19 protein-coding genes are annotated in these 26,176 nt (G+C 72.0%); 10 read left to right on the top strand and 9 right to left on the bottom strand.

The annotated features are described in order from the left end of the window. Positions 1–388: 388 nt before the first annotated feature. Complete coding sequence (locus CUT44_RS16195; RefSeq protein ID WP_100202579.1) at positions 389–1,969, top strand: S8 family peptidase; 1,581 nt, start codon at positions 389–391, stop codon at positions 1,967–1,969. A 210-nt stretch (positions 1,970–2,179) separates the two neighbouring features. Here the strand turns inward: CUT44_RS16195 and CUT44_RS16190 are convergent, their stop codons facing one another. The 5 genes from CUT44_RS16190 to CUT44_RS16170 all read right to left on the bottom strand — a co-directional run bounded on the left by CUT44_RS16190 (position 2,180) and on the right by CUT44_RS16170 (position 8,206). Next, entirely contained in the window at positions 2,180–4,747 is a 2,568-nt protein-coding gene (locus CUT44_RS16190) for an FtsX-like permease family protein (protein ID WP_100202578.1), read from the bottom strand. Further along, a complete protein-coding gene (locus CUT44_RS16185; protein WP_100202577.1) occupies positions 4,744–5,505 on the bottom strand; it encodes an ABC transporter ATP-binding protein in 762 nt (253 codons plus the stop codon). The genes CUT44_RS16190 and CUT44_RS16185 overlap by 4 nt, the downstream gene beginning before the upstream one ends. 48 nt (positions 5,506–5,553) lie before the next feature. After that, complete coding sequence (locus CUT44_RS16180) at positions 5,554–5,994, bottom strand: flagellar basal body-associated FliL family protein (RefSeq protein WP_100202576.1); 441 nt, start codon at positions 5,992–5,994, stop codon at positions 5,554–5,556. Positions 5,995–6,261: 267 nt separating this feature from the next. Further along, positions 6,262–6,936 carry a response regulator gene (locus CUT44_RS16175; protein WP_100202575.1) on the bottom strand — a complete coding sequence of 225 codons (675 nt, stop codon included), beginning with the start codon at positions 6,934–6,936 and terminating at the stop codon, positions 6,262–6,264. Then, positions 6,896–8,206 (bottom strand): sensor histidine kinase, encoded by a 1,311-nt coding sequence (locus tag CUT44_RS16170; RefSeq protein WP_100202740.1) that lies wholly within the window; start codon positions 8,204–8,206, stop codon positions 6,896–6,898. Before CUT44_RS16170 ends, CUT44_RS16175 begins: the two co-directional genes overlap by 41 nt. 458 nt (positions 8,207–8,664) lie before the next feature. On the opposite strand from CUT44_RS16170, the gene CUT44_RS16165 reads away from it, so the two are divergent. The 4 genes from CUT44_RS16165 to CUT44_RS16150 all read left to right on the top strand — a co-directional run bounded on the left by CUT44_RS16165 (position 8,665) and on the right by CUT44_RS16150 (position 14,628). Further along, positions 8,665–9,420: a GntR family transcriptional regulator gene (locus CUT44_RS16165; protein ID WP_100202574.1), complete on the top strand. Its 756-nt coding sequence runs from the start codon at positions 8,665–8,667 to the stop codon at positions 9,418–9,420. Between the two features lie 175 nt (positions 9,421–9,595). Then, on the top strand, positions 9,596–9,823 hold the full coding sequence (locus CUT44_RS34060) for a hypothetical protein (protein ID WP_100202573.1): 228 nt from the start codon (positions 9,596–9,598) through the stop codon (positions 9,821–9,823). An 82-nt stretch (positions 9,824–9,905) separates the two neighbouring features. Beyond that, positions 9,906–12,431, top strand: a complete 2,526-nt coding sequence (locus CUT44_RS16155; RefSeq protein WP_100202572.1) for a SpoIIE family protein phosphatase — start codon at positions 9,906–9,908, stop codon at positions 12,429–12,431. A 376-nt stretch (positions 12,432–12,807) separates the two neighbouring features. After that, positions 12,808–14,628: an ATP-binding SpoIIE family protein phosphatase gene (locus CUT44_RS16150; RefSeq protein WP_100202739.1), complete on the top strand. Its 1,821-nt coding sequence runs from the start codon at positions 12,808–12,810 to the stop codon at positions 14,626–14,628. Positions 14,629–14,689: 61 nt separating this feature from the next. Here the strand turns inward: CUT44_RS16150 and CUT44_RS16145 are convergent, their stop codons facing one another. The 4 genes from CUT44_RS16145 to CUT44_RS16130 form a co-directional block, all read right to left on the bottom strand. After that, positions 14,690–15,559: a succinate dehydrogenase/fumarate reductase iron-sulfur subunit gene (locus CUT44_RS16145; protein ID WP_100202571.1), complete on the bottom strand. Its 870-nt coding sequence runs from the start codon at positions 15,557–15,559 to the stop codon at positions 14,690–14,692. Next, positions 15,556–17,538, bottom strand: coding sequence for a fumarate reductase/succinate dehydrogenase flavoprotein subunit (locus CUT44_RS16140; protein ID WP_100202738.1), 1,983 nt, complete (start codon positions 17,536–17,538; stop codon positions 15,556–15,558). Before CUT44_RS16140 ends, CUT44_RS16145 begins: the two co-directional genes overlap by 4 nt. Positions 17,539–17,609: 71 nt before the next feature. Then, positions 17,610–18,431, bottom strand: coding sequence for a hypothetical protein (locus tag CUT44_RS16135; protein ID WP_100202570.1), 822 nt, complete (start codon positions 18,429–18,431; stop codon positions 17,610–17,612). 65 nt (positions 18,432–18,496) lie between these two features. Then, positions 18,497–18,796 (bottom strand): hypothetical protein, encoded by a 300-nt coding sequence (locus CUT44_RS16130; protein WP_100202569.1) that lies wholly within the window; start codon positions 18,794–18,796, stop codon positions 18,497–18,499. 308 nt (positions 18,797–19,104) lie between these two features. Here CUT44_RS16130 and typA point away from each other — a divergent pair, with 308 nt between their 5' ends. The 5 genes from typA (at position 19,105) to CUT44_RS16105 (ending at position 26,176) form a co-directional block, all read left to right on the top strand. Beyond that, the gene (typA, locus tag CUT44_RS16125) at positions 19,105–20,967 is read left to right on the top strand and encodes a translational GTPase TypA (RefSeq protein ID WP_100202568.1); all 1,863 of its coding nucleotides are present in this window, start codon (positions 19,105–19,107) and stop codon (positions 20,965–20,967) included. A 492-nt stretch (positions 20,968–21,459) separates the two neighbouring features. After that, entirely contained in the window at positions 21,460–23,070 is a 1,611-nt protein-coding gene (locus CUT44_RS16120; protein ID WP_100202567.1) for a peptide ABC transporter substrate-binding protein, read from the top strand. Positions 23,071–23,209: 139 nt separating this feature from the next. Continuing rightward, positions 23,210–24,139 carry an ABC transporter permease gene (locus CUT44_RS16115; RefSeq protein WP_100202566.1) on the top strand — a complete coding sequence of 310 codons (930 nt, stop codon included), beginning with the start codon at positions 23,210–23,212 and terminating at the stop codon, positions 24,137–24,139. Continuing rightward, positions 24,132–25,112, top strand: coding sequence for an ABC transporter permease (locus CUT44_RS16110; protein ID WP_100202565.1), 981 nt, complete (start codon positions 24,132–24,134; stop codon positions 25,110–25,112). Before CUT44_RS16115 ends, CUT44_RS16110 begins: the two co-directional genes overlap by 8 nt. 11 nt (positions 25,113–25,123) lie before the next feature. Next, positions 25,124–26,176: an ABC transporter ATP-binding protein gene (locus tag CUT44_RS16105; RefSeq protein WP_100202564.1), complete on the top strand. Its 1,053-nt coding sequence runs from the start codon at positions 25,124–25,126 to the stop codon at positions 26,174–26,176.

The raw sequence follows: 26,176 nt of genomic DNA, 5'->3' as shown, positions 1-26,176 counted from the left end.
CAGGCTCATCGACTGCTCCCCTGCACCAGGGCCCCGGAAGGGGGGTGGACTGCTTCACGGGTCGTCCGGGGAGACGGGGCGGAGGCGCGACGGGTTGTCAAAGAGCCGGCAAAGCCGCCGGGGCGGTGCCGCCCTCCGCGGGGAGGCCCGCCCGGAGCGCCGTGCGGCGTTCCTCCGGAGGGGAGTCTCCAACCACCTTTTCAAGTGGACATGTTGACGGTGTGTGACAGGTGCGTGTCTTCCAAGGGCACCCCCTTGTGGCATTCCTGTGGAACGGCAAATCTTTGGGGAGGCGAACCGCCGCGCACCGCACGGACCTGGTGCCGTTGGTTTGTCATGCCCATGCGCATTCCGTATCGGCACGACCCCCCACAGGAGGAGGACCCTCATGGCGGCGACGCGTCCCACCAGACGCAGGCTTGCCCGAACGGCCGCGGCCACCGCCGCGGCCCTGGCCGTCGGCCTCGGCTCCGCGGTGACCGCCGCGGCGGCCCCCGCACCGCCCGCCGAAGGCGTGATCCAGAACGCCGGGGCACCCGGAGCGATCAAGAACAGTTACATCGTGACCCTCGACGAGGAGTTGGCCGACGCCGGCTCGGCGAAGGGGAGGAAGCTGGCGGAGAGGTACGGTGCCGAGATCAGGCGCACCTACCACGAGGCCCTCAACGGCTACGCCGTCCGGCTCACGGAGGCGGAGGCGAAGCGGCTGGCGGCCGACCCCGCCGTGGAGGCCGTGGCGCAGGACCAGAAGGTCTCCGTCGCCACCACCCAGCCCGGTCCGCCCTCCTGGGGCCTGGACCGGATCGACCAGCGGGCCCTGCCGCTGGACGACGGCTACACCTACCCCGACTCAGCCGGTGAGGGGGTGACCGCCTATGTCATCGACACCGGTGTGCGGATCACCCACGGCGACTTCGGCGGCCGCGCCCGGTACGGCTATGACGCCGTGGACGGCGACACCACCGCCTCCGACGGCAACGGCCACGGCACTCATGTGGCCGGCACGATCGCCGGCGCCGCCCACGGGGTCGCCAAGAAGGCCGAGATCGTCGCCGTGCGGGTGCTGAACGACGGCGGCTCCGGGACCGTGGCCGGTGTGGTCGCGGGGGTGGACTGGGTGACGCGTGACGCCACCGGGCCCGCGGTGGCGAACATGAGCCTGGGCGGCGGAGCCAACCCCGCGATCGACACCGCGGTGCGCAACTCCATAGCCGCCGGCGTCACCTACGTCGTCGCGGCGGGCAACTCCGGCGCCGACGCGGCGGGCTACTCACCCGCCCGGGTCACCGAGGCGCTGACCGTCGGCTCCACCGACGCCGACGACGGCCGCTCCTACTTCTCCAACTTCGGCGCCGTCCTGGACCTCTTCGCGCCCGGCTCGGAGATCACCTCGGCCTGGCACACCTCGGACAGCGCCACCAGCACCATCTCCGGCACGTCGATGGCCGCACCGCATGTCGCGGGAGCGGCGGCGCTGTACCTGGCGGAGCACCCCGGAGCCGCCCCGGGCCAGGTCGCCGCGGGCCTGGACGAGGCCGTCGTGACCGGTGCGGTTCTCGGGGCGGGCAGCGGGTCGCCCAACAAACTGCTGGGTGTCGGGGCGGGCGGCCCGCAGGCCCCGCCGGGCGTCCGCTTCGAGAACGCCACCGCCCGGCCGATCCAGGACAACGCCACGGTCGAGTCCCCGATCACCGTCTCGGGGATCGGCGGGCCCGTCCCCGAGGGGCTGAAGGCCGACCTCGACATCCGGCACACCTACATCGGCGATCTGCGGATCGAGGTGGTCGCGCCGGACGGCACCGTGCACCTGCTCAAGGACCACGGCACGGGCGGCGGCGCCGACGACGTGGTCGGGCTGTACCGGGTCGGCGCGGGCGGGACGGCGGCCGACGGCGTCTGGACGCTGCGGGTGACCGACAACGCCGCGTTCGACACAGGCACGGTCAACTCCTGGGCGCTGGTGTTCTGACGTCCTGACCCGGCCGCGGGCGGCCGGGTCCCGGTTCTGGTCCGCTCCCGTCACGGCCCGGAACCGGTGCGGGGACCCCCGGACAGGTGCGCTTCGGCCCCCGCGGCCTTGCCGCGGGGGCCGAAACCCGCCCGGGACGATTCCTCCGGCCCGTCCCGGGCGAGCACCGCGAGGACACCCGGAAGCGGTACGGCGGGACCCGGCGCCGCGTCACCGGCCCTGCGCGACCGCCGTCACGGGCGGGGTACGGGACGCGCGGACCGCGGGCGCCGCGCCCCCGGCGGCCGTGAGGAGGGTGAGGACGCAGACCACCAGCGCGAGCCGGCCCGTGGGGAGGCTGAACGGCGCGGTCGCCGCGATCGTGCGCACCACCAGCCACGAGTAGGGCAGGGCGAGTGCCAGGCCGAGTACGCCTCCGAGCGCCCCGTGGATCGCGCACTCCACCGTGACGGTGCGGTGTGCCGAGCCCGCGGTGAGGCCCAGGGCGCGCAGCAGGCCGAACTCGCGGGTGCGTTCCACCACGCCGAGGGAGGCGGTGATGGAGACCCCGACGACGGCGACGATCACGGTCAGCCCCAGCACGAGTATCACCGTCGTCCCGACCGTCCCCAGGTCGCTGGAGGAACCCTGCTGTTCGGCGGGGTCGTGGACGAGGACGCGGCCGTGGCGGTCCGCCGGGTCCGCCAGGAGGCCGGTGAGGGCGGCATCGGCCCGTGACCTGCCCCCGGGGCCGTCCTCGGCGGCGTCGGCGGTGATCGTGGTGGGAGCGGTGTCCACTCCCATCCGGGTCAGGTCCGCGGCGGGTACGTAGACCGAGGCGTGGTAGGGGCCGCTGCCGCGCAGGGTCGCCGCGACGGTGAAGGTGGTGGTGCGCTCCTGGTACCGGACGCTGATCCGGTCGCCCGCCCGCACACCGAGGTCCCGCGCGTACTGGGCGTCCACGACGGCGTGCCCGGCCCGCGGGGCGCCGAGGGTGCCGGTCGCGGTGGGCAGGCCGGAGGCGATTCCGAGCCGGTGCGGGTCGAGGTCGGTGAGCGTCGCGCTGCGGGTGCCCGAGACGACGTCGACGCTGCGGAAGGTCCGCACGCCGGTCAGCTCCGGGAGGGCCTTCACCTCGGCGGCCAGCCCCGGAAGCGGGGCGCCGTCGTCCCGCCGCAGGATGTAGTCGGCGGGTGCCTCGACCGCCTGCCTGGTCCGGTCGTAGGCGCGCAGGGAGTCGAGCGTCACGAGCGTGACGCTGATGAGGGAGGCGCCGAGCGCGACCACGAGCATGCCGGCGGCGGCCCGGCGCGGTGCCTCCCCGACGCTCGTGACGGCGAGGCGCCCCGCCGTGCCGAGCCGGCGCAGCGGCGGTGAGAGCGCGGCCAGGACGGGACGGACGAGTACGGGGCCCAGCGCGCTCAGGGCGAGGAGGGCGAGGGTGCCCGAGACCGTGATGACGAGCAGGGCGGAGAAGCGGTCGATGTCCTCGCCCTCCGTCTCGGGCAGCAGACCGCGCTGGTGCCAGGCCAGCGCGGCGGCCCCCGCGGCACCCAGGAGCCCGGCGAGGATCCGGCCGGCGGAAGCGGCCCTGGTGCCGCTCGTGTGCTCCGCGGCGCGCAGTGCCTGCATCGGGGAGACGCGGGCGGCGGAGAGCGAGGGGGCGAGGACCGCCAGGACCGCCAGGAGCGCGGTGCCCGCCACGGTCAGGACGGCCGCGGCCAGGGGGAAACCGGCGGCGGGGGAGAGCGGCTGCCCGAACCGGCCGGAGACGGGCGGGACGAGGTGCGAGCATCCCCAGGCGGCCGCCACTCCGGCGAGGCCGGCGGCCAGGCCGACGGCGGCTCCTTCGGCCAGGAGGGCCCGCCGCAGCTGCCGCCCCGTCGCGCCGACGGCCCGCAGCAGGGCGAGCTGGCGCACCCGCTGGGCGAACACGATCCGGAAGGTGGAGGCCGCCACGAGGGCCGAGGCGACGACGGCCACGGCCAGGAACAGGGAGACCAGTTCCAGCAGGTCGCCCGCGGACGCGGCGGCCTCCTTCTCCTCCGCGGCCCGTACGGCCGCACCGTCGCGCAGCTCGGCGGACGGCACGATGCGGCCGATGTCCTCGCGCAGCCCGTCGGGCACGGTCCCCGACTCGGTGCGGATGTCCACCCGGGGATGGCCGGGAAGGGCGAGCAGCCGCCTGATCCGGAGCTCGGTCGCGTAACCCGCCGGTTGCTTCTGGCCGGTCACGGCGCTGCGGACGACTCCGCTCACCTCGACCTCGGTCGGCAGGGTGCGGCCGGGGTCGTCGGGGTCGACGCGCAGCAGGACGAGCGGGGAGCCGGGCGCGAGCCCGTAGTCCCGGGCGGCCTGCTCGTTGACGGCGATCCGGTCCGGGCCGTCGGGGAAGGTGCCGCGCAGCAGGCGGACCTGCGACAGGGGTCCGGTGCCGGGATCGGCGTACAGCCGGAGGTAGCGCTCGACGGAGCTGCCGCCGAGCGGGGCACCGTCGTCGTGGCGGCCCACCGCCTCCGCGACCCCGGGCAGTTCGCCGATCCGGCGGAGCTCGGCGTCGCCGATGCCTCCCGGGGCGTCGGAGGTGAGCACGGCGGACACCGCCCCGGGGGTGCCCCGGAAGCGCTCCACCGCGGTGGAGCTGAGGATCTGCTGGGTCATGACGGTGCCGAAGACGACGAACGCGGCCAGCAGGAGTGACAGCCCGGTGGCCGCGAACCGCCCCGGTCTGCGCAGGAGTTCGGCGATCTGCGTGCCCAGGACGGTGCCGCGCCAGGAGGATCTCGTCGTGGTCGTCACAGCCGTGCCCCCGTCCGGTGCCCGGTGAAGGGGATCCGCCCGGGGCCGGTCTCGTCGGCGACGAGGCGTCCGTCCGCGAGGGTCAGCACGCGGTCCGCGCAGGCCGCGGCCAGGGGGTCGTGGGTGACCAGCACCACCGACTGGCCCAGTTCGTCGGTGCAGCGGCGCAGGAACGCGAGGACGTCCGCGCCCGACCGGGAGTCCAGGCTCCCGGTGGGCTCGTCCGCGACGACCACCGCGGGCCGGGACGCCAGGGCGCGCGCGATGGCCACCCGCTGCTGCTGTCCGCCGGAGAGTTCGGCGGGCCGGTGCGTGATCCGGTCGGCGATGCCGAGGATGTGGACGAGGTGGTCGACCAGTTCGCGGTCCGGGGCCTTGCGGGCCATGGTGAGGGGCAGGGTGATGTTCTCCAGCGCGGTCAGCTGCGGCAGCAGGTTGAACGACTGGAAGACGAAGCCGATCCGCTCCCGGCGCAGACGGGTCAGCGCGGCGTCCGACAGCCCGGACAGCTCCACCCCGTCGAGGACGATCCGTCCGGAGGTGAGCGTGTCGAGCCCGGCGACGCAGTGCAGCAGGGTGGACTTGCCCGAGCCGGAGGGGCCGACGACGGCGGTGAACCGTCCGCGCCGGATGCTGACGCTGACGTGGTCCAGGGCGCGTATCCCGGTGGTGCCCTGGTGGTAGGTCTTGACCAGGTCGGTGGCGGTGATGACCGCGTCGGACGGCCCGGTGTCCCGGGACTGTGGGTGAACCCGCATGGTGTGTGCTCTTCGCTCGCTCTTCGCCGGCCTCGTGTGTTCCGGCGGTCAGGAGCCGAAGGCCGTCATGGGGAGGTCGACGCCGGCGTCCGAGCAGTGCTCCTGCGCCTTGTCCCGCAGGCTCCGGATCTCGCGCGCCGTCCCGGAGGGCGCGTCCTTGGCGTGCTCCACGGCCCAGGCCTCGTACTGGGCCACCCGGAAGCCGAGGTAGCCGTCCGCCATCTTCACGCGGCGCTCGGCGGCGGTCTTCCGCCCCCACTCCTCCGCTTCCCCGGCCGGCTTCCCGGCGGCCTCCTTGGCCTGCTCGACGATGTCCTTCGCCATGCGGCAGTCCGCGGCCGACGCCTGGCTCGGCTTGCTGCTCTCGTACCACCAGTAGCCCGCTCCGGCCGCCAGTGCGACGGTCACCGTCGCCACGGCCGCGATCACGGCGGTACGGGTCCGGTTGCGTCCCTCGGTTGCGGTGTTCACGGCGTTCACGGCGTTCACGGTTTCTCCCTCTCCTCGCGGTTCCCCGGCCTCCCGCGCCGGGCGCCGGGGTGGATCCCCACGCGGTGCGCGGCCTGGTGGACGGGCACCGCGTGAGGTGTCCCAGCCTGCTCGCGAACGGTCCGCGCCACATCGGACGGAGACCCGAAAAGGGAAGCGGGAGATCTGCACCCTCAGTCGGAGGAGCTCTGCGCCCCCGGTGGCAGAACCGCGCGGCGGCCCGCCGGAGAGACCGGAGAGACCGGGGAGGGGGCCGGAGGTCCCGGGTCAGTGCGACGGCCGGACCAGCCCCGACTCGTAGGCGAACACGACGGCCTGGGCACGGTCCCGCAGGTGGAGCTTGGCCATGAGGTTGCCCAGGTGGGTCTTGACCGTGGCCTCCGCCACGGTCAGCTCGGCGGCGATCTCGGCGTTGGACAGCCCCTGGGCGACCAGGGAGAGGACGTCGCGCTCGCGGCCGGTGAGGATCTCCAGGCGCTCGTCCCGGCCCTTCCCGGACGTCAGCCGGTCCGCGAAGCGGTCGAGGAGCAGCCGGGTGATCCGCGGCGCCACCACCGAGTCCCCGGCCGCCACGACACGGATCGCCTCCACGAGTTCGGGTCCGGGGGAGTTCTTGAGCAGGAAGCCGCTCGCCCCCGCGCTCAGCGCGGCGAAGGCGTCCTCCTCGGTGTCGAAGGTGGTCAGCGCCAGGACGCGCGGCGCACCCTCCTGGCCCATGAGGATCCGGGTGGCCTCGATCCCGTCCAGCACGGGCATCCGGATGTCCATGATGACGACGTCGGCCTCGACGTCCCGCAGCTTCCGAAGGGCGTCCGCCCCGTTCTCCGCCTCGGCGACGACCTCGATGTCCTCCTGGGCCGCCAGCACCATGGCGAAGCCGGCCCTGATGAGGGGCTGGTCGTCAACGACGACCACTCGGATCGGTGTGCCGGCCCGGGTCATCACTCCTCCTTCCTCGATCTTTCTCGGCCTTCTCGGCCTTCTCGGCCTTCTCGGCCTTCTCGGCCTTCCTCGGTCTCATCGGCATCCGTGCGCGTACCTGCCAGCCGGGTCCGACCCGCGGCCCCGCCTCCAGGCTTCCCCCGAAGACGGCGATGCGCTCCCGCATGCCCGACAGGCCGTTCCCGCCCGACGTCCGGCCGGTGGTGCCGCCGGCGAGCCGGCCCCCGCCGTCGTCGGCCACGGTGATGAGCAGCGCGTCACGCTCCTCCCGGAGCGTGATGGTGACATGGGCTCCCTTGCGCGCGTGCCGGAGCACGTTGGTGAGTGATTCCTGGACGATCCGGAAGGCCGTCAGTTCCTCGGGGGGCGACAGGTGCTCCCGGTCGACGTCGAGGGTCACGCTCACCCGCAGCCCGGCGGCGCGCGCGCGATCGGCGGCGACCCGCACGTCGTCGAGGGTGAGGCGGCGCCGTCCGGTCTCCGCCGGGGCGGCGCCGGACTCACCGGTGCCGCGCAGCACCCGCACGATGCGGTGCATGTCGTCGAGCGCCTCGCGTCCCGTGTCGGCGATCGTCTTCAGGACGGCGGCCGCCGTGTCGGGATCCGTGCGCAGGGCGTAGCCCGCCCCGTCGGCCTGCAGGGTCATCACGGCCAGGCTGTGCGCCACCACGTCGTGCAGTTCCCGGGCGATCTCGGCCCGTTCCTCGGCCGCGGCCAGCCTGACGAGGTGCTCGCGTTCCCGCTCGGCCTGCTCGGCGCGTGCCGCCTGGCTCTCGGCGTACAGCCGCCGCACCCGGAGGGAGAAGGCGGTGAACCACACACCGGCCGTCAGTCCCCAGTAGATCAGCAGGTCGAAGGTCCCGTGCAGGAAGGGCTCGATCCCCAGGGCGGGCACGCCCACCAGCCCCCACGCCGTCGGGAGCAGCACCGCGCCGCCCGCAGCGTAGGGCATCCAGCCGGTCCGGGAGTGATGGATCACCGACATCATGGCGAGCAGCACCGCGACGTCGTAGGCGGCCGGCGCCGACGCCAGTTCCGTCTCGGGCAGGTCGTACAGGGCGAACTGAACGGCGGCCAGTGCCAGTACCGCCGCCATGACCGCTTCCGGCCACCGTCTCCGGCCCAGCAGGCACAGGGCCATCAGCCCTCCCACCACCGGATCGAATCCGGCGGTGTAGGACAGGGCCGGCACGATGACGGCGAACGCGACTCCCGCGTCGGCGATGACCGACAGCACCCGCCGCACCGACGACTCCGGATGCAGGATCATCCCGTGTGCCGCGCCGCGCGGCACGGGATGCGGCGGCCGATCGCCGGAGTCCTCCCGGACCGGCGTCCCGTTCCTGCCCACTGCCCCCCGGCTTCCTCTCGCGACGGAAACGGCTCTCCGGGGAGACGAGAGCGTCCGGTGCCGGAGACGAGTAGTGTGCCAGGTGGTCCCGCGCGTGTCGCGCGGGGTGCCCTTTCCGCGGCCGCCGGAACGGCCCGGCCGCACCCGCGGGGGACGCCGACGCGGTTCCCCGTGCGCGCGGCGGCGCGCCGCACCGGAACGTTCTCTCACCGTCCCGGGGGGCCGGGTGTCCGGCCCTGTGGCGCCGTCCTGCCGCGGGGGCCGAAACCTGCCCTGAGCAGCACTTCATCACATCGAGTGAAACCGTGGCCGATTATTGCGGGTTATAACGCTCTGTTGCGAAGCTGTTGCAGACCGTCAAGTGGCTTGGAGGGCATGTGCCGTTCGGTGAGCAACCCGCGTATCTGCGTGTGGCCGGTGATCTCCGCCGGAAGATCGCCGACGGCACGCTTCCACCGCACACGAGACTACCCTCGCAGGCGCGCATCCGCGCCGAGTACGGGGTCTCGGACACCGTCGCGCTGGAGGCGCGGAAGGTGCTGATGGCCGAAGGGCTGGTCGAGGGGCGCTCCGGGTCGGGGACGTACGTGCGCGAGCGTCCCGTGCCGTGCCCGGTGTTCCGCACCGGCTACCGGGCGGCCGGCGGCTCCGCCAGTCCGTTCCGGCAGGAGCAGGCCGACGACCGGGCGGCCGGCACCTGGGAGTCCCGCAGCGAGCGGGAGGAGGCGTCCCCCCGGGTCGCGGAGCGGCTGCGGATCAAGGAGGGGGAGCGGGTGATGCGCACCCGCTATCTGTTCCGGACCGGCGGCGAGCCGTCGATGCTCTCCACCTCCTGGGAGCCGCTGGAGCTCACCGGGCGCACCCCGGTGATGCTGCCGGAGGAGGGGCCGCTCGGCGGGCGCGGGGTGGTCGAGCGGATGGCGGCCATCGATCTCGTCGTGGACAACGTGGTGGAGGAGGTCGGTGCCCGGCCGGGGCTCGCGGAGGAGATGCTGGAGCTGGGCGGGGTGCCGGGGCACACCGTGCTGGTGATCGAGCGGACGTACCGCGCCGGCGGACGCCCGGTGGAGACGGCGGACGTGGTCGTGCCCGCGGACCGGCACCGCGTGGTGTACCACCTGCCGGTGCGCTGATCCGCTCCGTGCGCCCCTCCCGTTGATCGCACAGGTGGCCGAAAGAATGCCGCATTGTGCCAAGTCGAATGCGCTGAGTGAAGTCCGGGCGTAGGCTCGGGCATATGCGGACCGGTAGATCACCAGGGTGCGGCGCGCGGAGCGGACGGAGCGGGGCGCGGCGGGGGAGCGCGCGATGAGCGAGAGCAGGACCGCGCTCCCCTGGATGGTCATCCGGCAGGACGCGAACGGCAACCGCTACCGCGTCGGCTGCTATGCCACCCGGGCCGAGGCGCAGAGCATGGCCGAGCGGCTGGGCGGGCGCCGGGCGGACGGTTCCGGCGCGGACGGCGCGCGTGGGAGCGCGGGGGAGCGGCGCTATCTCATCGAGCGCCTGCGGATCGGAAGCGGTGACCACGTCTGACCCATGCGCAACAGGGTACGGATCGGTTGTCCTGTCTGTCGGAGTATGTGCAGGATTATCACGACCGAGAAGCGACCCCAGCATGGACGAGGACGGTGTGAGCGACACCCCCAGGGCGTTCCGGACCGCGGCCGGCCGAGTGGCCACCTCGCTGCTCGACACCCTCCGCGTCGGCATCGTCATGTTCGACACCCGGGGGTACATCCTGCTGTGGAGCCCGACGACCGAGGAGATCCTCGGGTGGTCCAGTGAGTACATGATCGGCCGGTACTACGTCGACTACCTCACCGACATCCCCGTCTCCTCCGCCGGCGACCTCGTGGGGCCCGGCGACTTCTACTCCGTCCTGAGCCACGAGAAGTACTGGCGCGGCATCCTCCGGGTGCGCCACCCAGACGGCCACACCGTGGAGGTCGAGGGCCGGGCCTCGCTGATCACCCCCGCGGAGGGCAGCCCCTTCATTCTGGCCAACCTCGTCGAGACCTCGCGGCTGCGCACCGTCGAGCAGGACCTCGCCGCCCTCGACGCCCTCTTCGCCACCTCCCCGCTCGGCATCGCCGTCTTCGACACCGAGCACCGGTACATCCGCGTCAACGAGGCACTGGCCCGGCTCAACGCGAAGCCGGCCGACGAGATCGTCGGCCGGACCGTCCACGAGGTCCTGCCCGCGCACATGGCCGACCAGCTCGCCCGGCTGCAGTCCCTGGTGCTCCGCACCGGCCGCCCCGTCGTGGACTCGGTCGTCCTGGCGCCCGACGGGCACGGCTGGCGCTCGGTGTCGTACGGCAGGCTCACCGCACCCGACGGGCGGGTCCTCGGCATCAGCTCCACGGTCATGGACGTCACCGAGCGGCGCGAGGCGCTGGAGAAGATGGAGCGGGCCCGTCAGCGGCTGAAGCTCCTGGACGACGTCGGGGTCGCCCTCGGCGACCTGCTCGACGTCCACCGGATCGCCGAGGCCCTCGCCGGCGCCCTCGTCCCGCGCCTGACCGACTACGCGAGCGTGATGCTGTACGGCGCCGTGGCGCACGGCGGCGAGCTGCCCCGCCCCGGCCGCCTGCCGGACACCCCGCTGCTCCAGCTCGGCACCGCCGCCCGGAACCGCGGGCCCGTCGTCGACAGCGTGCTGCGGGTCGGCCGGGAGATCGTCTTCGCACCGGACTCGGTCTTCGGCGAGGTGCTCGCCTCCACCGTCCCCCATCTGATGCTGTCCGAGGACGAGCTGCTCTCCGCCACCTATCCCGGCGACCCCACGGTCCGGGCCACCATCGACCTGGGCGTCCACGCCGTGCTGGTCGTCCCGCTGCGGGCCCGCGGCATCGTCCTGGGACTGCTGGTGCTCAGCCGCGGCGCCGACCGTCCCGCCTTCGACCAGGACGACCTCGCGCTCACCACGGAGCTGGCCGGACGTGCCGGCACCAGCCTGGACAACGCCCGGCTCTACGCCCGTGAGCGCGAGAGCGCGCTGATGCTCCAGCGCAGCCTGCTGCCCCAGCACGTGCCCTCCCCGGCCGGGGTGCGGGTCGCCTACCGGTACGTCCCCGGCGGCAGCCGCGCCGAGCCCGACGCGGCGGCCGGCGGCGACTGGTTCGACGTCATCCCGCTCGCGGGCGGCCGGGTCGCCTTCGTGGTGGGCGACGTGATGGGCCACGGACTGCGCGCCGCGGCCACCATGGGCCGGCTGCGCACGGCCGTGCGCACCCTGGCCGGGCTCGACCTGCCGCCCGGCGAACTGCTGCGCCGGGTCGACGAACTCGCCGACGACCTCGTCCAGGGCCCCGACGAACCGCTGATGGCCACCTGCGCCTACGTCGTCTACGACCCCTCCACCCGGCGGTGCACCTTCACCATGGCCGGGCACGTGCCGCCGCTGCTGGTCCACCGGTCCGCCGGGCACTGGACCGCCGTGCCGGTCCAGGCGCCGCCCGGCACCCCGCTCGGCGTCGGCGAGGTGCCGTACGAGTCCCTGGAGACGCAGGTGGAGGAGGGCACGGTCCTCGTGCTCTACACCGACGGGCTGATCGAGCACCGCGGCGAGGACATCACCGACGGCCTGGGCCGGCTGGCGACCCTGCTCGGCGCCCTTCCGGCCCGCCCCTGCCTGGAGGAGATCTGCGACCGGGTGCTGGCCGACCTGGGCGGCGGGGACAGCGGGGACGGCGGTTCCCCGGACTCCGGCGGCGCCGGCGGGGTGGACGACGTGGCCCTGCTGCTCGCCCAGCTCGGCGGACTCCCCGAGGGGAGCACCACCTCCTGGACCTTCCCCGCCGAGACGTACGCGGTGCGCAGGGCCCGCGACGCCGTCCGGCGGGCCCTGCGCGGCTGGGAACTGGACGCGCTGGTCGACGACACGGCACTGCTCGTCAGCGAACTGGTCACCAACTCCCTGCGCCATGCCCACGGACCCATCGGCGTACGGATGGTGCGCGGCTCCTCCCTGCTGGTGGAGGTCTCCGACCCGCTGCCCGTCCCGCCCCGGGAGCGCACCGCCACCGCGGATGACGAGGGCGGACGCGGCATCCAGCTGGTGGCCCGGGCGGCGCGCCGCTGGGGGACCCGGTACGGTCCCATCGGCAAGACGGTGTGGTTCGAACTTCCGCTGCACTGACGCCTTTTCGCCGGGCACGCCGTCGGCCGCACCGCCGGTCGCACAGCCGGCCGTGTCACCGGGCGCACCGCCGTTTCCCGCGGTGGCGGGCGCGGAAGTGGATGCGTTCCCACGCCGGTACACGCCCCCGAGGACGTGCTCGCGCCTTGACGCTGTGTCGAGGACACCGGAAAAATTGCGCCACGCCACATCACGTGTCTCCGCTCAGCCGGCGGTGCCGCCGCCGGGCCGGTCCACAGGACCGTCTCGTCAGGCGTGTGGTTCGGGTCGACTCCACCCGGTTAGGAGAGGAGGGAACGGAGTCGGCGCGGATGCTTGTCGGACGTGGCAGGGACCGTGCAGCGAACTGGACCGGTGTGTTCCCAAGAAGCCGTACCTGGGAGGATGCTGGACCGGACAGGAAGGGGCGGCGTTGAGCGACATTCCGGCCGAGCCGGGGAAACCGGACGATGTACGCCGTGCCCTGGCCCTGCTGAACGCCGCCGGAGCACGGATAGGCAACTCCCTCGATCTGGACACCACCGCCCGCGAGCTGCTCGACGTCGCCGTCCCCCAGTTCTGCGACCTGGCCTCCGTGGACCTGTTCCCCGAGCTGTTCTCCGGGGAGGACCCCAGGACGTCCCAGGAGGCGGAAGCCACCCGGCCGTTGCGCCGGGTGGCCTTCGCCAGCGCCGTCTCGGACGGCCCGATCACCCTCGGGCACCGCCCCGGCGAGGACCCCGACCCGGCCCCCGTCGAGCTCGGCAGCGTCCACCGCTACCCGGCCGGCTCCCCGTACGCCGAGGCACTGCGCACCGCCCGCGTCCAGCGGGCCACCGGCACCCTGGTGCAGTCCACCCTCGCCGTGCCGATGGTCGCGCGCGGCCGGGTGCTCGGCCTGGTGCAGTTCTCCCGCACCAAGGGCAGCGAGCCCTTCGGCGAGCGGGACGCCGCCCTCGGCGCGGAACTGGCCGCCCGGGCCGCCGTGTGCATCGACAACGCCCGGCTGTACCGCAGGGAGCACGAGCGCGCGCTCATCCTCCAGCGCAGTCTGCTGCCGCCGGACGACCCGGAGGCGGCCGGGCTCGACATCGCCTGCCGCTACCTGCCGGGCAGCGCGGCGACGGAGGTGGGCGGCGACTGGTTCGACGTCATCGAACTGCCCGGCCACCGCACCGCCCTGGTGGTGGGGGACGTGATGGGCCGCGGGCTGCGCGCGGCCGTGGCCATGGGCGAACTGCGCACGGCCGTGCGCACCCTGGCGCTGCTGGACCTGGAGCCCGCCGAGGTACTGGGTGCCCTCGACGAGATCGCCCAGGGGCTGGGCGCCCCGCGCGGCGGCCGCTCCGAGTCCTCCGGCCGCTCCGCCGACCTCTCCGAGGTGTACCTGGCCACCTGTGTCTACGCCGTGTACGACCCCGTCACCCGGCGCTGCACCTTCGCCAACGCCGGCCATCTGCCGCCGGTGCTGGTCGAGCCCCGCGACGGCGAGGGCGAGCAGCCCGCGCTGCTGCTGGAGGTCCCCAAGGGCGTGCCGCTGGGCGTGGGCGGCGAGCCCTTCGAGGAGACGGAGGTCGAGCTGCCGGACGGCGCCCTGCTCGCCCTCTACACCGACGGCCTGGTGGAGTCCCGCCACCAGCCGCTGGACGAGGGGCTGGAGGCCCTGCGCACCACGCTGGCGGGTCCCGACCGGCCGCTGGAGGACGTCTGCGACGAGGTGCTGGGCGCGCTGGAGACCCACCACGGCGAGGACGACATAGCCCTGCTGCTGGCCCGCATCCAGGGGCTGCCGGCCGGATCGGTGGGCGACTGGCGGCTGCCCCCCGAGCCCCGTTCGGTGGCCCGCGCCCGTGAACTGGCCCTCCGCCAGCTCGCCGACTGGGAGCTGGACGACCTGGCCGACACCACGGAACTGCTCGTCAGCGAGCTCGTCACCAACGCGCTGCGCTACGGCGAGGGGGACATCCGGCTGCGGCTGCTGCTGGACCGCACCCTGGTCTGCGAGGTGTGGGACACCGGCCTGGTCCAGCCGCGCCGCCGCCGCGCCCGCGACACCGACGAGGGCGGGCGTGGTCTGCAACTGGTCGACCTGCTCTCCACCGGCTGGGGCAGCCGCCGCACCCCGCGGGGCAAGATCGTCTGGTTCGAACTCTGCCTCCCCGAGGACGGGGAGCCCAAGCCGCCGGACATGGCGGAGGCCCTGCTGAGCTTGTTCTGACCGGGCCCGTGCCGGCCGGGGCCGCGCGGTACGGACCGTACCGCGCGGCCCCGGCCGCCGGTCAGCCGCGGCGGCGGCGGATCCTGCTGCCGAGCCAGACCAGCGGGTCGTACCTGCGGTCCGCCACCCGCTCCTTCATGGGGATCAGGGCGTTGTCGGTGATCTTGATCCCCTCCGGGCAGACCTCGGTGCAGCACTTGGTGATGTTGCAGTAGCCCAGCCCGTGCTCGTCCTGGGCGGTGGCCTGCCGGTCCAGGCCCTGCTCACCGGCCGAGTCCAGCGGGTGCATGTCCAGCTCCGCGATGCGCATCAGATAGCGCGGGCCGGCGAACGCGGTCTTGTTCTCCTCGTGGTCGCGGACCACATGGCAGGTGTTCTGGCACAGGAAGCACTCGATGCACTTGCGGAACTCCTGCGAGCGCCCGACGTCCTCCTGCGCCATCCGGTACTCGCCCGGCGCCAGCCCCTCGGGCGGTACGAAGGCGGGGATCTCGCGCGCCTTGGTGTAGTTGTAGCCCACGTCCGTCACCAGGTCCCGCAGCACGGGGAAGGCGCGCAGCGGGGTGACCGTGACCGTCTCGGCGCGGTCGAAGACCGACATCCGGGTCATGCACAGCAGCCGGGGGCGGCCGTTGATCTCCGCGCTGCACGAACCGCACTTGCCCGCCTTGCAGTTCCAGCGCACCGCCAGGTCCGGCGCCTGGGTCGCCTGGAGCCGGTGGATGATGTCGAGGACCACCTCGCCCTCGTTGACCTCGACGGTGAAGTCCTCCAGGGCGCCGCCGCCGGTGTCGCCGCGCCAGACGCGGAAGCGGGCCCGGTAGCCGCCGTCCGGCCCGTCCGTGTGCTCCCGGCCCCGGCCCTGGTCCTGATCCCGGTGCTGGTCCCGCTCGTCCCGGCCCGGCTCCCGCTGCTCCCGACGTTCGCTCACTTGGCCGTCAGCTCCTCGTCCAGCTCCTCGTCGGTCAGGTACTTCACCAGCTCCGCCTTCTCGAAGAGCGCGAGGAGGTCGGGGCGGATGGGCGGTGTCCCGTGGCGGGACAGGGCGATCCGGCCGCCGGAGGAGGGCGCCCGGTAGGACGCCTCCGCGGTGAGCGAGCACCGCAGGCTCACCCGGCGCCAGGCGCGGTCCATGCCCGGATGGTCGTCGCGGGTGTGGCCGCCGCGGGACTCGGTGCGCTCCAGGGCGGCGCGGGCCACGCACTCGCTGACCAGCAGCATGTTGCGCAGGTCCAGGGCGAGGTGCCAGCCGGGGTTGAACTGCCGGTGCCCCTCCACCCGGACCCTTCCGGCCCGCTCCCACAGGCCGGTCAGCCGCCGCAGCGCCTCGGCCATCTCGTCCTCGCGGCGGATGATGCCGACGAGGTCGTTCATGGTCCGCTGCAGCTCCTGGTGGACGGTGTACGGGTTCTCCGCCGGTCCGCCGGCGTCCGTGTCGGCCTTGCCGTTCCCGGAGGTCCCGGAGGTCCCGCCGTCCGCGGCGCCGAACGGGCGTACCGCCTCGGCCACCGCGGCGTCGACGTCCTCGGCGGCGGCGGCCGGCCGGTCGCCGGCGGCCAGCGCCGCCGCGTACCGCGCCGCGTGGAGCCCGGCCCGGCGCCCGAAGACCAGCAGGTCGGACAGGGAGTTGCCGCCGAGCCGGTTGGAGCCGTGCATCCCGCCGGCCACCTCGCCCGCCGCGAACAGCCCCGGCACCCCGGTGGCCGCGGCGGTGTCGGGGTCCACGTCCACGCCGCCCATCACGTAGTGGCAGGTCGGGCCGACTTCCATCGGCTCCGCTGTGATGTCCACGTCCGCCAGCTCCTTGAACTGGTGGTACATCGACGGCAGCCGCCGCCGGATCACCTCGGCGGGCATCCGGGTGGACACGTCCAGGAACACCCCGCCGTGCGGGGAGCCGCGGCCGGCCTTGACCTCGGCGTTGATGGCGCGGGCCACCTCGTCGCGGGGCAGCAGCTCGGGCGGGCGGCGGTTGTTGTCCGGGTCCTCGTACCAGCGGTCGGCCTCGTCCTCGGTCTCGGCGTACTTGTCGCGGAAGACGTCCGGGACGTGGTCGAACATGAACCGGCGGCCCCCGCTGTCGCGCAGCACGCCGCCGTCGCCGCGCACCGACTCGGTGACGAGGATGCCCTTCACCGACGGCGGCCAGACCATGCCGGTGGGATGGAACTGCACGAACTCCATGCCGACCAGCGGCGCCCCGGCGAGCAGGGCCAGCGCGTGGCCGTCGCCGGTGTACTCCCAGGAGTTGGAGGTCACCTGGAACGACTTGCCGATGCCGCCGGTGGCCAGCACCACGGCCGGCGCCTCCAGGACGAGGAAGCGGCCCGACTCGCGCTCGTAGCCGAAGACGCCCGCCACCTTCCCGTCCCGCTTGAGGATCCGGGTGACCGTGCACTCCTGGAGGATCGCCAGCCGGGCCTCGTGGTCGCCGGAGAGGCGGAAGTCCTCCTGCTGGAGGGAGACCACCTTCTGCTGGAGGGTGCGGATCAGCTCCAGACCGGTGCGGTCGCCCACATGGGCCAGCCGGGGGTACTCGTGGCCGCCGAAGTTCCGCTGGGAGATCCGCCCGTCCGCCGTGCGGTCGAACAGCGCTCCCCAGGTCTCCAGCTCCCACACCCGCTCGGGGGCCTCCCGGGCGTGCAGCTCGGCCATCCGCCACTGGTTGAGGAACTTCCCGCCGCGCATGGTGTCGCGGAAGTGGACCTGCCAGTTGTCGCCCTCGTTGACGTTCCCCATGCTGGCGGCGATGCCGCCCTCGGCCATCACCGTGTGGGCCTTGCCGAAGAGGGACTTGCAGACCACGGCGGTCCGCAGCCCCTGCTCACGGGCCTCGATCGCGGCCCGCAGCCCGGCGCCGCCCGCCCCGACGATCACCACGTCCCACTGGTGGCGCGTCACGTGCGTCATCTTGTAGTGCATCCCTCTCGGCAGGTTCGGAGAACGGGCGTTCCGCCGCCGGCGGTGGCCGGCCGGGGCCGTCAGAAGAGACGGGGATCGTCGAACGCGCCCGTGGCCAGCAGATAGACGTACAGGTCGGTCAGCGCGATGCTGATCAGGGAGGCCCACGCCAGCAGCATGTGCCGGGCGTTGAGCCGGCTGACCCAGCCCCACAGGCGGTAGCGCACCGGGTGCCGGGAGAAGTGCCGCAGCCGGCCGCCGACGATGTGCCGGCAGGAGTGGCAGGAGATGGTGTAGGCCCAGATCAGCGCGATGTTGACCACGAAGAGCAGCGTGCCGAGCCCCATGTGGCCCCACTCGTACTCCGGGTCGCGGAAGGCGAGCAGGGTGTCGTAGGTGAGGATCAGGGCGATGACGACCGCGGCGTAGAAGAAGTAGCGGTGGACGTTCTGCAGGATCAGCGGGAAACGGGTCTCACCGGTGTACTTCCGGTGCGGCTCGGCGACCGCGCAGGCCGGCGGTGAGGCCCAGAAGCCGCGGTAGTACGCCTTGCGGTAGTAGTAGCAGGTCAGCCGGAAGCCCAGCGGCAGGATCAGGAAGATCAGGGCCGGGGAGAGGGTCCACCAGTCGCCGAACAGGGCGAGGTTGGGGCCGGCCTCCATGGGCACGCAGTTCTCCGCCAGGCACGGGGAGTAGAACGGCGAGACGTAGGGGGCCGCGTAGTAGTCGTCGTTCGCGAAGGCCCGCCAGGTGGAGTACACGACGAAGGCGAGGAGTCCGGCGGCGGTGGCGGCCGGTCCGAGCCACCAGCGGTCCGTTCTCAGGTGCGGGGCCGTGACGGCGGCACGTGTGCCGCCGCGCACGCCGTGCCCGCTCCGGTGGGGTTCGGTGTCTGTGGCCAACGGTCTCTCCGGGTCTCTCCGGTCGGGCGGGGCCGGGCGGGTCTTCCCGGCGGTACGGTCGTCGGTCAGCGGTCGCGGGCCGGCCGGTCGCGCGGCGCCCCGAGCCCCTCCTCCTCCGCGTCGGCCCACAGGGCGCGGTCGTACGGGGTGTCGGGGACGATCACGACCTCCCCGGGGGGCGGCTCCGCGGGCTGCCGCGGCACCGAGGCGCGGAGCAGGGAGAGACTCTCGCGCAGATGGTCCGCGTCGCTTCTGACCCGGCGGATCTCCAGCCCGCCGCCGACGTCCCGCTCCAGCCGGGCGACGGTGCGGACCAACTCGTCGAGGCAGCGCTGTGCCGCCGTCAGTTCGTCCTGCAACGACATGACGTGCCCACCTCCCAGGGGTGGCGCTGGCATGACCATGGGAGTGTCGCGCGTCACACTTGGCTTGTGAAGGGTGCGGCGGTGGTTTTCAGGAAGAAGGGGGAAGATCCCGGTCGCGGGTGGACGCCGGCCCCGGCGGGAGGGCGGGCACGGCGGCGGCGCCGGTGCCGGGCGGGGCCGTTCCGCCGGGTCCGGCGTCCCGGGCCCGTACCATGGGGGGACGAAGGCCGTGGCGATGACCAGCCCGGCGAGCGCGCGGCCGCACCGGCCGCGTCGCCATCCACGATTCCGGGAGAAGCGCCCCCAGTATGCCCACGCGCCACGACATTCGTAACGTCGCCATCATCGCCCACGTCGACCACGGCAAGACCACCCTGGTGGACGCCATGCTCCGGCAGGCGGGCGCCTTCGCGGCCCACCAGCAGGTGGACGACCGTGTGATGGACTCCGGCGACCTGGAACGCGAGAAGGGCATCACCATTCTCGCCAAGAACACCGCCGTCCGGTACCACCCCAAGGGCGGCGAGCCCGTCACCATCAACATCATCGACACCCCCGGCCACGCCGACTTCGGCGGCGAGGTCGAGCGCGGCCTGTCCATGGTGGACGGGGTGGTACTGCTGGTGGACGCCTCCGAGGGACCGCTGCCGCAGACCCGCTTCGTGCTGCGCAAGGCGCTCCAGGCCCGGCTGCCGGTCATCCTGTGCATCAACAAGACCGACCGCCCCGACGCCCGGATCGCCGAGGTCGTCGACGAGACCTACGGCCTCTTCCTGGACCTGGACGCGGACGAGGACCAGATCGAGTTCCCGATCGTCTACGCCTGCGCCCGGGACGGCGTGGCCTCGCTGACCAAGCCGGCGGACGGCACCGTACCGGCCGACAGCGACAGCCTGGAGCCGTTCTTCTCCACTCTGCTGGCGACGGTCCCGGCCCCGGTGTACGAGGCGGACACCCCGCTGCAGGCGCATGTCACCAACCTCGACGCCGACAACTTCCTCGGCCGCATCGCGCTGTGCCGGGTGAAGCAGGGCACCCTGCGCAAGGGGCAGACGGTGGCCTGGATGAAGCGCGACGGCTCGGTGCACAGCGTGCGGATCACCGAGCTGCTGATGACCGAGGGGCTCACCCGCAAGCCCGCCGAGGAGGCGGGCCCCGGCGACATCTGCGCGGTCGCGGGCATCGCCGACATCATGATCGGCGAGACCCTGGCCGATCCGGAGACCCCGGTGGCGCTGCCGCTGATCACGGTGGACGAGCCGGCCATCTCGATGACGATCGGCACGAACACCTCGCCGCTGGTCGGCAAGGGCGGCAAGGGCCACAAGGTGACCGCCCGGCTGGTCAAGGACCGCCTCGAGCGCGAGCTGGTCGGCAACGTCTCGCTGCGGGTGCTGCCCACCGAGCGGCCCGACGCCTGGGAGGTGCAGGGCCGCGGCGAGCTGGCGCTGGCCATCCTGGTGGAGACCATGCGCCGGGAGGGCTTCGAGCTGACCGTGGGCAAGCCCGAGGTGGTCACCAGGGAGGTCGACGGGAAGGTGCACGAGCCGGTCGAGCGGATGACCATCGACGCGCCCGAGGAGCACCTGGGCGCGATTACCCAGCTGATGGCGTCCCGCAAGGGCCGGATGGAGACGATGACGAACCACGGCTCGGGCTGGGTCCGGATGGAGTTCGTGGTGCCCTCGCGCGGGCTGATCGGCTTCCGCACCGAGTTCCTGACCCAGACCCGCGGCACCGGCATCGCGCACAGCATCCACGAGGGGCACGAGCCGTGGTGCGGCGAGCTGCGCACCCGGGACAGCGGCTCGCTGGTCGCCGACCGGGCCGGGGTGGCGACGGCGTACGCGATGCTCAACCTCCAGGAGCGCGGCACGCTCTTCGTGGAGCCGGGCACCGAGGTGTACGAGGGCATGATCGTCGGTGAGAACTCCCGCGCCGACGACATGGACGTCAACATCACCAAGGAGAAGAAGCTCACCAACATGCGGGCGGCCGCCTCGGACACCACGGAGAACCTGGTGCCGCCGCGGAAGCTGTCGCTGGAGCAGTCCCTGGAGTTCTGCCGCGAGGACGAGTGCGTCGAGGTGACGCCGCAGAGCGTTCGCATCCGCAAGGTCTCCCTGGACCAGAAGGAGCGCGCCCGCGCCGCCTCCCGCGCCAAGCGCTGAAACCGCCGCCCGGCGGACCGGCCGGGTGACCGGTCCCGGCAGGCGCCGCACCTCCGTACGCGGAGGTGCGGCGCCTGTTCGCGTTCGGGGGTTACCGACCGGTTGGTTTCCGGTACGGTTGCGTCTACCACGACTGCGCTCCGTATATCGGTGAGCGCGAATCCGTCAAGCGATTTTACTCACATTGTGTCCGCAATGCGGAGTGCCTGTCCTGAAAGTCGTGCCAACCGTCCGGTTCGCGGGCGTCTGTAACGGATTACTTTGTCCGAATTTCGGACATCAAGGTGTACGGGATGTGACCAAAACGAGATCCCTGCGCAGTGGTTTACGCGCGCTGATTGCCCAATAGTTGAGTGTCATCGAGCTCGGATCGAGGAGCGTGCGCACCGACCGCGCTGACTCGTGACAACGGTCCCCGCCGAGGCCGGCCCAGCCGGCCGGAACGGCGGCGGACCGTCCGTACAGACAGTGGACTCCTGAGGAGGCATACCCATGCGCGGTGCCAAGAGCGCCAAATGGGTCGCAAGCGCGATAGTCGTGGCTCTCGCCGCGACCGCCTGCAGTGGCAGCGACAGCGGCGACACGTCGGACTCCGGCAAGGGCGACGGCTACGTCTCGATCGAGGTCGGTGAGCCGCAGAACGCCCCGATCCCCTCGGACACCAACGAGAGCAACGGCTCCTACCTGGTCAAGGCGCTCTTCACCCAGCTCCTGGAGTTCGACGACAAGGGCGAGATCGTCTATCTCAACGCCGAGTCGATCGAGACCGAGGACTCCAAGACCTGGACGGTCAAGCTGAAGGACGGCTGGACCTTCCACGACGGTGAGAAGGTCACCGCCAAGTCCTACGTGGACACCTGGAACTGGGCCGCCAACATCAAGAACAACCAGAAGAACAGCTTCTGGTTCTCCGACATCGCCGGCTACGAGGACGTGCACCCCGAGAAGGGCGAGCCGACCGCCGAGACGATGTCCGGGCTGAAGGTCGTCGACGACCTCACCTTCACCATCGAGCTGAGCAAGCCGGTCCCGTACTTCGAGTACAAGATGGGCTACACCACCTGGGCCCCGCTGCCGAGCGTCGCCTTCGAGGACCCGAAGGCCTTCGGCCAGAAGCCGGTCGGCAACGGTCCCTACAAGTTCGAGAAGTGGGACCACAACAAGCTGTTCCAGGTCTCCGCCTACAAGGACTACAAGGGCGAGGACAAGGCCCACAACGACGGCATCAAGTTCGTCAACTACTCGACCGTCGAGGCCGCCTACCAGGAGCTGATCTCCGGCAACCTGGACATGGTCCGCACGATCGGCCCCAAGGACCTGCCGAAGTACAAGCAGGACCTGGGCGACCGCGCGATCGAGCAGCCGTACGCGGCGGTGCAGAGCATCGTCCCGGCCTACTACAGCAAGCCCTTCAAGGGCGTCGACCCCAAGGTCGTCCAGGGCCTGTCGATGGCGATCGACCGCGAGACGATCGCCAAGACCGTCCTCAACGGCACCCGTGAGCCGGCCACCAGCTTCACGCCGCCGCAGGTCAAGGGCAACCAGGACCTCGACACCCCGAGCCTGACGTTCGACCCGAAGCGGGCCAAGGAGCTCGTCGAGGAGGGCGGCGGGATCCCGGGCAACAAGATCTGGATCCAGTTCAACGCCGACGGCGGCCACGCCGAGTGGGTCACCGCGGTCTGCGAGAACATCCGCCAGAACACCGGTGTGGAGTGCATCCCGGACTCGAAGCCGGACTTCCAGACCGACCTGGACCTGCGCGACGCCAACAAGGTCAAGGGCATGTACCGCGGTGGCTGGGTGGCGGACTACCCGCTGAACGTCAACTTCATGCGGGAGCTCTACCACACCAAGGCCGAGGCCAACAGCGGCCGCTTCTCCAACAAGGAGATCGACGCCCTCTTCGAGAAGGGTGACAGCGCCGCGTCCCTGGAGGAGTCGATCAAGCTCTACCAGGAGGCCGAGCAGAAGATGGCCGAGCTGATGCCCGCCATCCCGATGTTCAACTACAAGCTGAACGCCGGCTACAGCGACCGCGTCGAGAACGTGAAGGTCGACTGGCACGGCGACCTGGTGGTCAACGAGGTCACCGTCAAGTAGTCCGCCCGCGGTCCGTCCGCATCCGGCCAGTTCCGCCGCCCGCCTCCGTGCGAGGGCGGGCGGCGGAGGAGGCATCCGGGGGCCGTTTCCGCCACAGCGGGACGGCCCCTGGGGCCTGTCCGCAACCAATGGAGGAAACATGGGGCGCTATGTCGTACGGCGACTGCTCCAGATGATCCCGGTGTTCATCGGCTCGACACTGCTGATCTTCCTGATGATGTACAGCCTGCCGGGCGACCCCGTGCGCGCGCTGTACGGCGAGCAGGCCATCGACGAGGCCCAGATCGCCCAGATCAAGCAGGACCTCGGTCTGGACCTGCCGCTCTGGCAGCAGTACTGGAACTATCTGACCGGCCTCTTCCAGGGCGACTTCGGCACCCAGATCGCCAGCGGCAGACCGGTCGGCGACATCATCTCCGACGCCCTTCCGGTGACGATCAGGCTGGCGCTGTTCGCCTTCACCTTCGTCGTGCTCGTCGGCATCTCCCTCGGCGTGATCGCGGGGCTGAAGGCCGACACGCTGCTCGACCGGGGCATGCTGGTCTTCACGCTGCTGCTGATCTCGGTGCCCTCGTTCGTGCTCGGCTACGGCGCGCAGTTCGTCTTCGCGTTCAAGCTGGACGTCGCCACGCCGACGGTGCGCAACTCGGAGGACTTCAGCGAACTGCTGATGCCGGCGATCGTGCTGGCCGCGCTGTCGCTGGCCTACGTGGTACGGCTCACCCGCACCTCCATCGCGGAGAACCTGCGCTCCGACTACATCCGCACCGCCATCGCCAAGGGCCTCCCGCGGCGCCGGGTGGTCGGGGTCCATCTGCTGCGCAACTCGCTGATCCCGGTGGTGACCTTCCTCGGCACCGACCTCGGCGCGCTGCTGAGCGGCGCGATCGTCACCGAGGGCATCTTCAACGTCCAGGGCATCGGTGACGCCGTCTACGAGGCGCTGATCCAGCGCGAGGGCTCGACCGTGGTCGGCATCGCGAGCCTGATCGTCATCATCTACCTCTGCGCCAGCCTGATCGTCGACCTGCTCTACGCGGTACTGGACCCGAGGATCCGCTATGCCTGACCTGACCAAGAAGAACGAACCGGTGACCGGACCCCGGGTCCCCGCCGCGCCCGCCTCGCTGGCGGTGGAGCCCGACAAGGGAGTCGGCAGCCTGGGCGGCACGGTCGGCAAGCCGCGCAGCCTGTGGTCCGACGCCTGGTACGACCTGCGCCGCAACCCGCTCTTCGTGTTCTCCGCCGTCATCATCGCGCTCCTGCTGGTGATGGTCGCCTGGCCGGGGCTGTTCACCAGCGCCTCGCCGCGCTACGGCGATCTGACGAACCACTACCTCCAGGAGCCGGAGCTCACCCACTTCTTCGCACCCGAGTGGCTGGGCTACGACGTGCAGGGCCGCAGCATCTACGCCCGCGTCGTGTACGGCGCCCGTGCCTCGGTGATCGTCGGTGTCGCCGTGACCCTGCTGGTCACCGTCTTCGGCGGCCTGGTCGGCATGCTGGCCGGCTACTTCGGCGGCATCCTGGACAGCCTGCTGTCGCGGATCATCGACACCTTCGCCGGCATCCCGTTCCTGCTCGGCGCCATGGTCGTCCTCAGCGTCTTCGACGTGCGCACCGTCTGGATCGTCACTCTGGCACTGGCGTTCCTCGGCTGGACCCAGATCGCCCGTGTCGCGCGCGGCTCGGTGATCTCGGTCAAGGGGACGGACTACGTGCAGGCCGCCCGGGCGCTGGGCGCCGGCACCCGCCGCATCCTGCTGCGCCATGTGCTGCCGAACGCCGTCGCGCCGGTGATCGTGGTCGCCACCATCGCGCTCGGCGGCTACATCGCGGCCGAGGCGACCCTGTCCTATCTGGGTATCGGCCTGTCCGAGCCGACGGTCTCCTGGGGCGGCGACGTCTCCCGGGGCAAGGACCAGTTGCGGAACGCGCCGTTCGTCCTGCTGTCCCCAGCCGTGATGGTCTCCATCACGGTGCTGGCGTTCATCATGCTCGGCGACGCCGTGCGCAACGCCCTCGATCCGAAGCTGCGCTGAGGGAGACGTACGTGACCACCATCGACAAGACCGAGTACGTACCGGAGCCGGAGACCGGCAGCGGCGGGCCGCTGCTGGAGGTCCGCGACCTGCATGTGGAGTTCCACACCCGGGACGGTGTCGCCAGGGCGGTCAACGGGGTGAACTACTCGGTGTCCGCGGGCGAGACGCTGGCGGTGCTGGGGGAGTCGGGGTCGGGGAAGTCGGTGACCGCGCAGGCGGTCATGGGCATCCTCGACATGCCGCCGGGCCGGATTCCGAAGGGGGAGATCTTCTTCCAGGGGCGGGACCTGCTGAAGCTGCCGGAGGAGGAGCGGCGCCGGGTGCGGGGACGGAAGATCGCGATGATCTTCCAGGACGCGTTGTCGGCGTTGAATCCGGTGTACAGCGTGGGTTTCCAGTTGGGGGAGATGTTCCGGGTCCATCGCGGGCTTTCGCGGAAGGAGGCGAAGGCGAGGGCGGTGGAGTTGATGGACCGGGTGCGGATTCCGGCGGCGCGGGCGCGGGTGAACGATTATCCGCATCAGTTCTCCGGTGGTATGCGGCAGCGGATCATGATTGCGATGGCGTTGGCGCTGGAGCCGGATCTGATCATCGCGGACGAGCCGACGACGGCGCTGGATGTGACGGTGCAGGCCCAGGTGATGGAGCTGCTGGGGGAGTTGCAGCGGGAGTATCACATGGGGCTGATCCTGATCACGCATGATCTGGGGGTGGTGGCGGATGTGGCGGACAAGATCGCGGTGATGTACGCGGGGCGGATCGTGGAGACGGCTCCGGTGCACGAGTTGTACGAGCGTCCGGCGCATCCGTATACGCGGGGTCTTTTGGATTCGATTCCGCGGCTGGATCACAAGGGGCGGGAGCTGTATGCGATTCAGGGGCTGCCGCCGAGTCTGACGAGTATTCCGTCCGGGTGTGCGTTCAATCCGCGGTGTCCGCGGGCGCGGGAGGTGTGCCGGGTGGATGTGCCGCCGCTGTACCGGGTGACCGAGTCGGACGGCACCGAGTTGACCGGGCGCCGCAGTGCCTGCCACTTCTGGGAGGAGACCATCCATGGCTGA

Origin of the sequence: Streptomyces carminius (genome assembly GCF_002794255.1) — a bacterium.
GTDB classification, from domain to species: Bacteria; Actinomycetota; Actinomycetes; order Streptomycetales; family Streptomycetaceae; genus Streptomyces; species Streptomyces carminius.
This window is presented reverse-complemented; position numbering and strand designations above follow the sequence as displayed.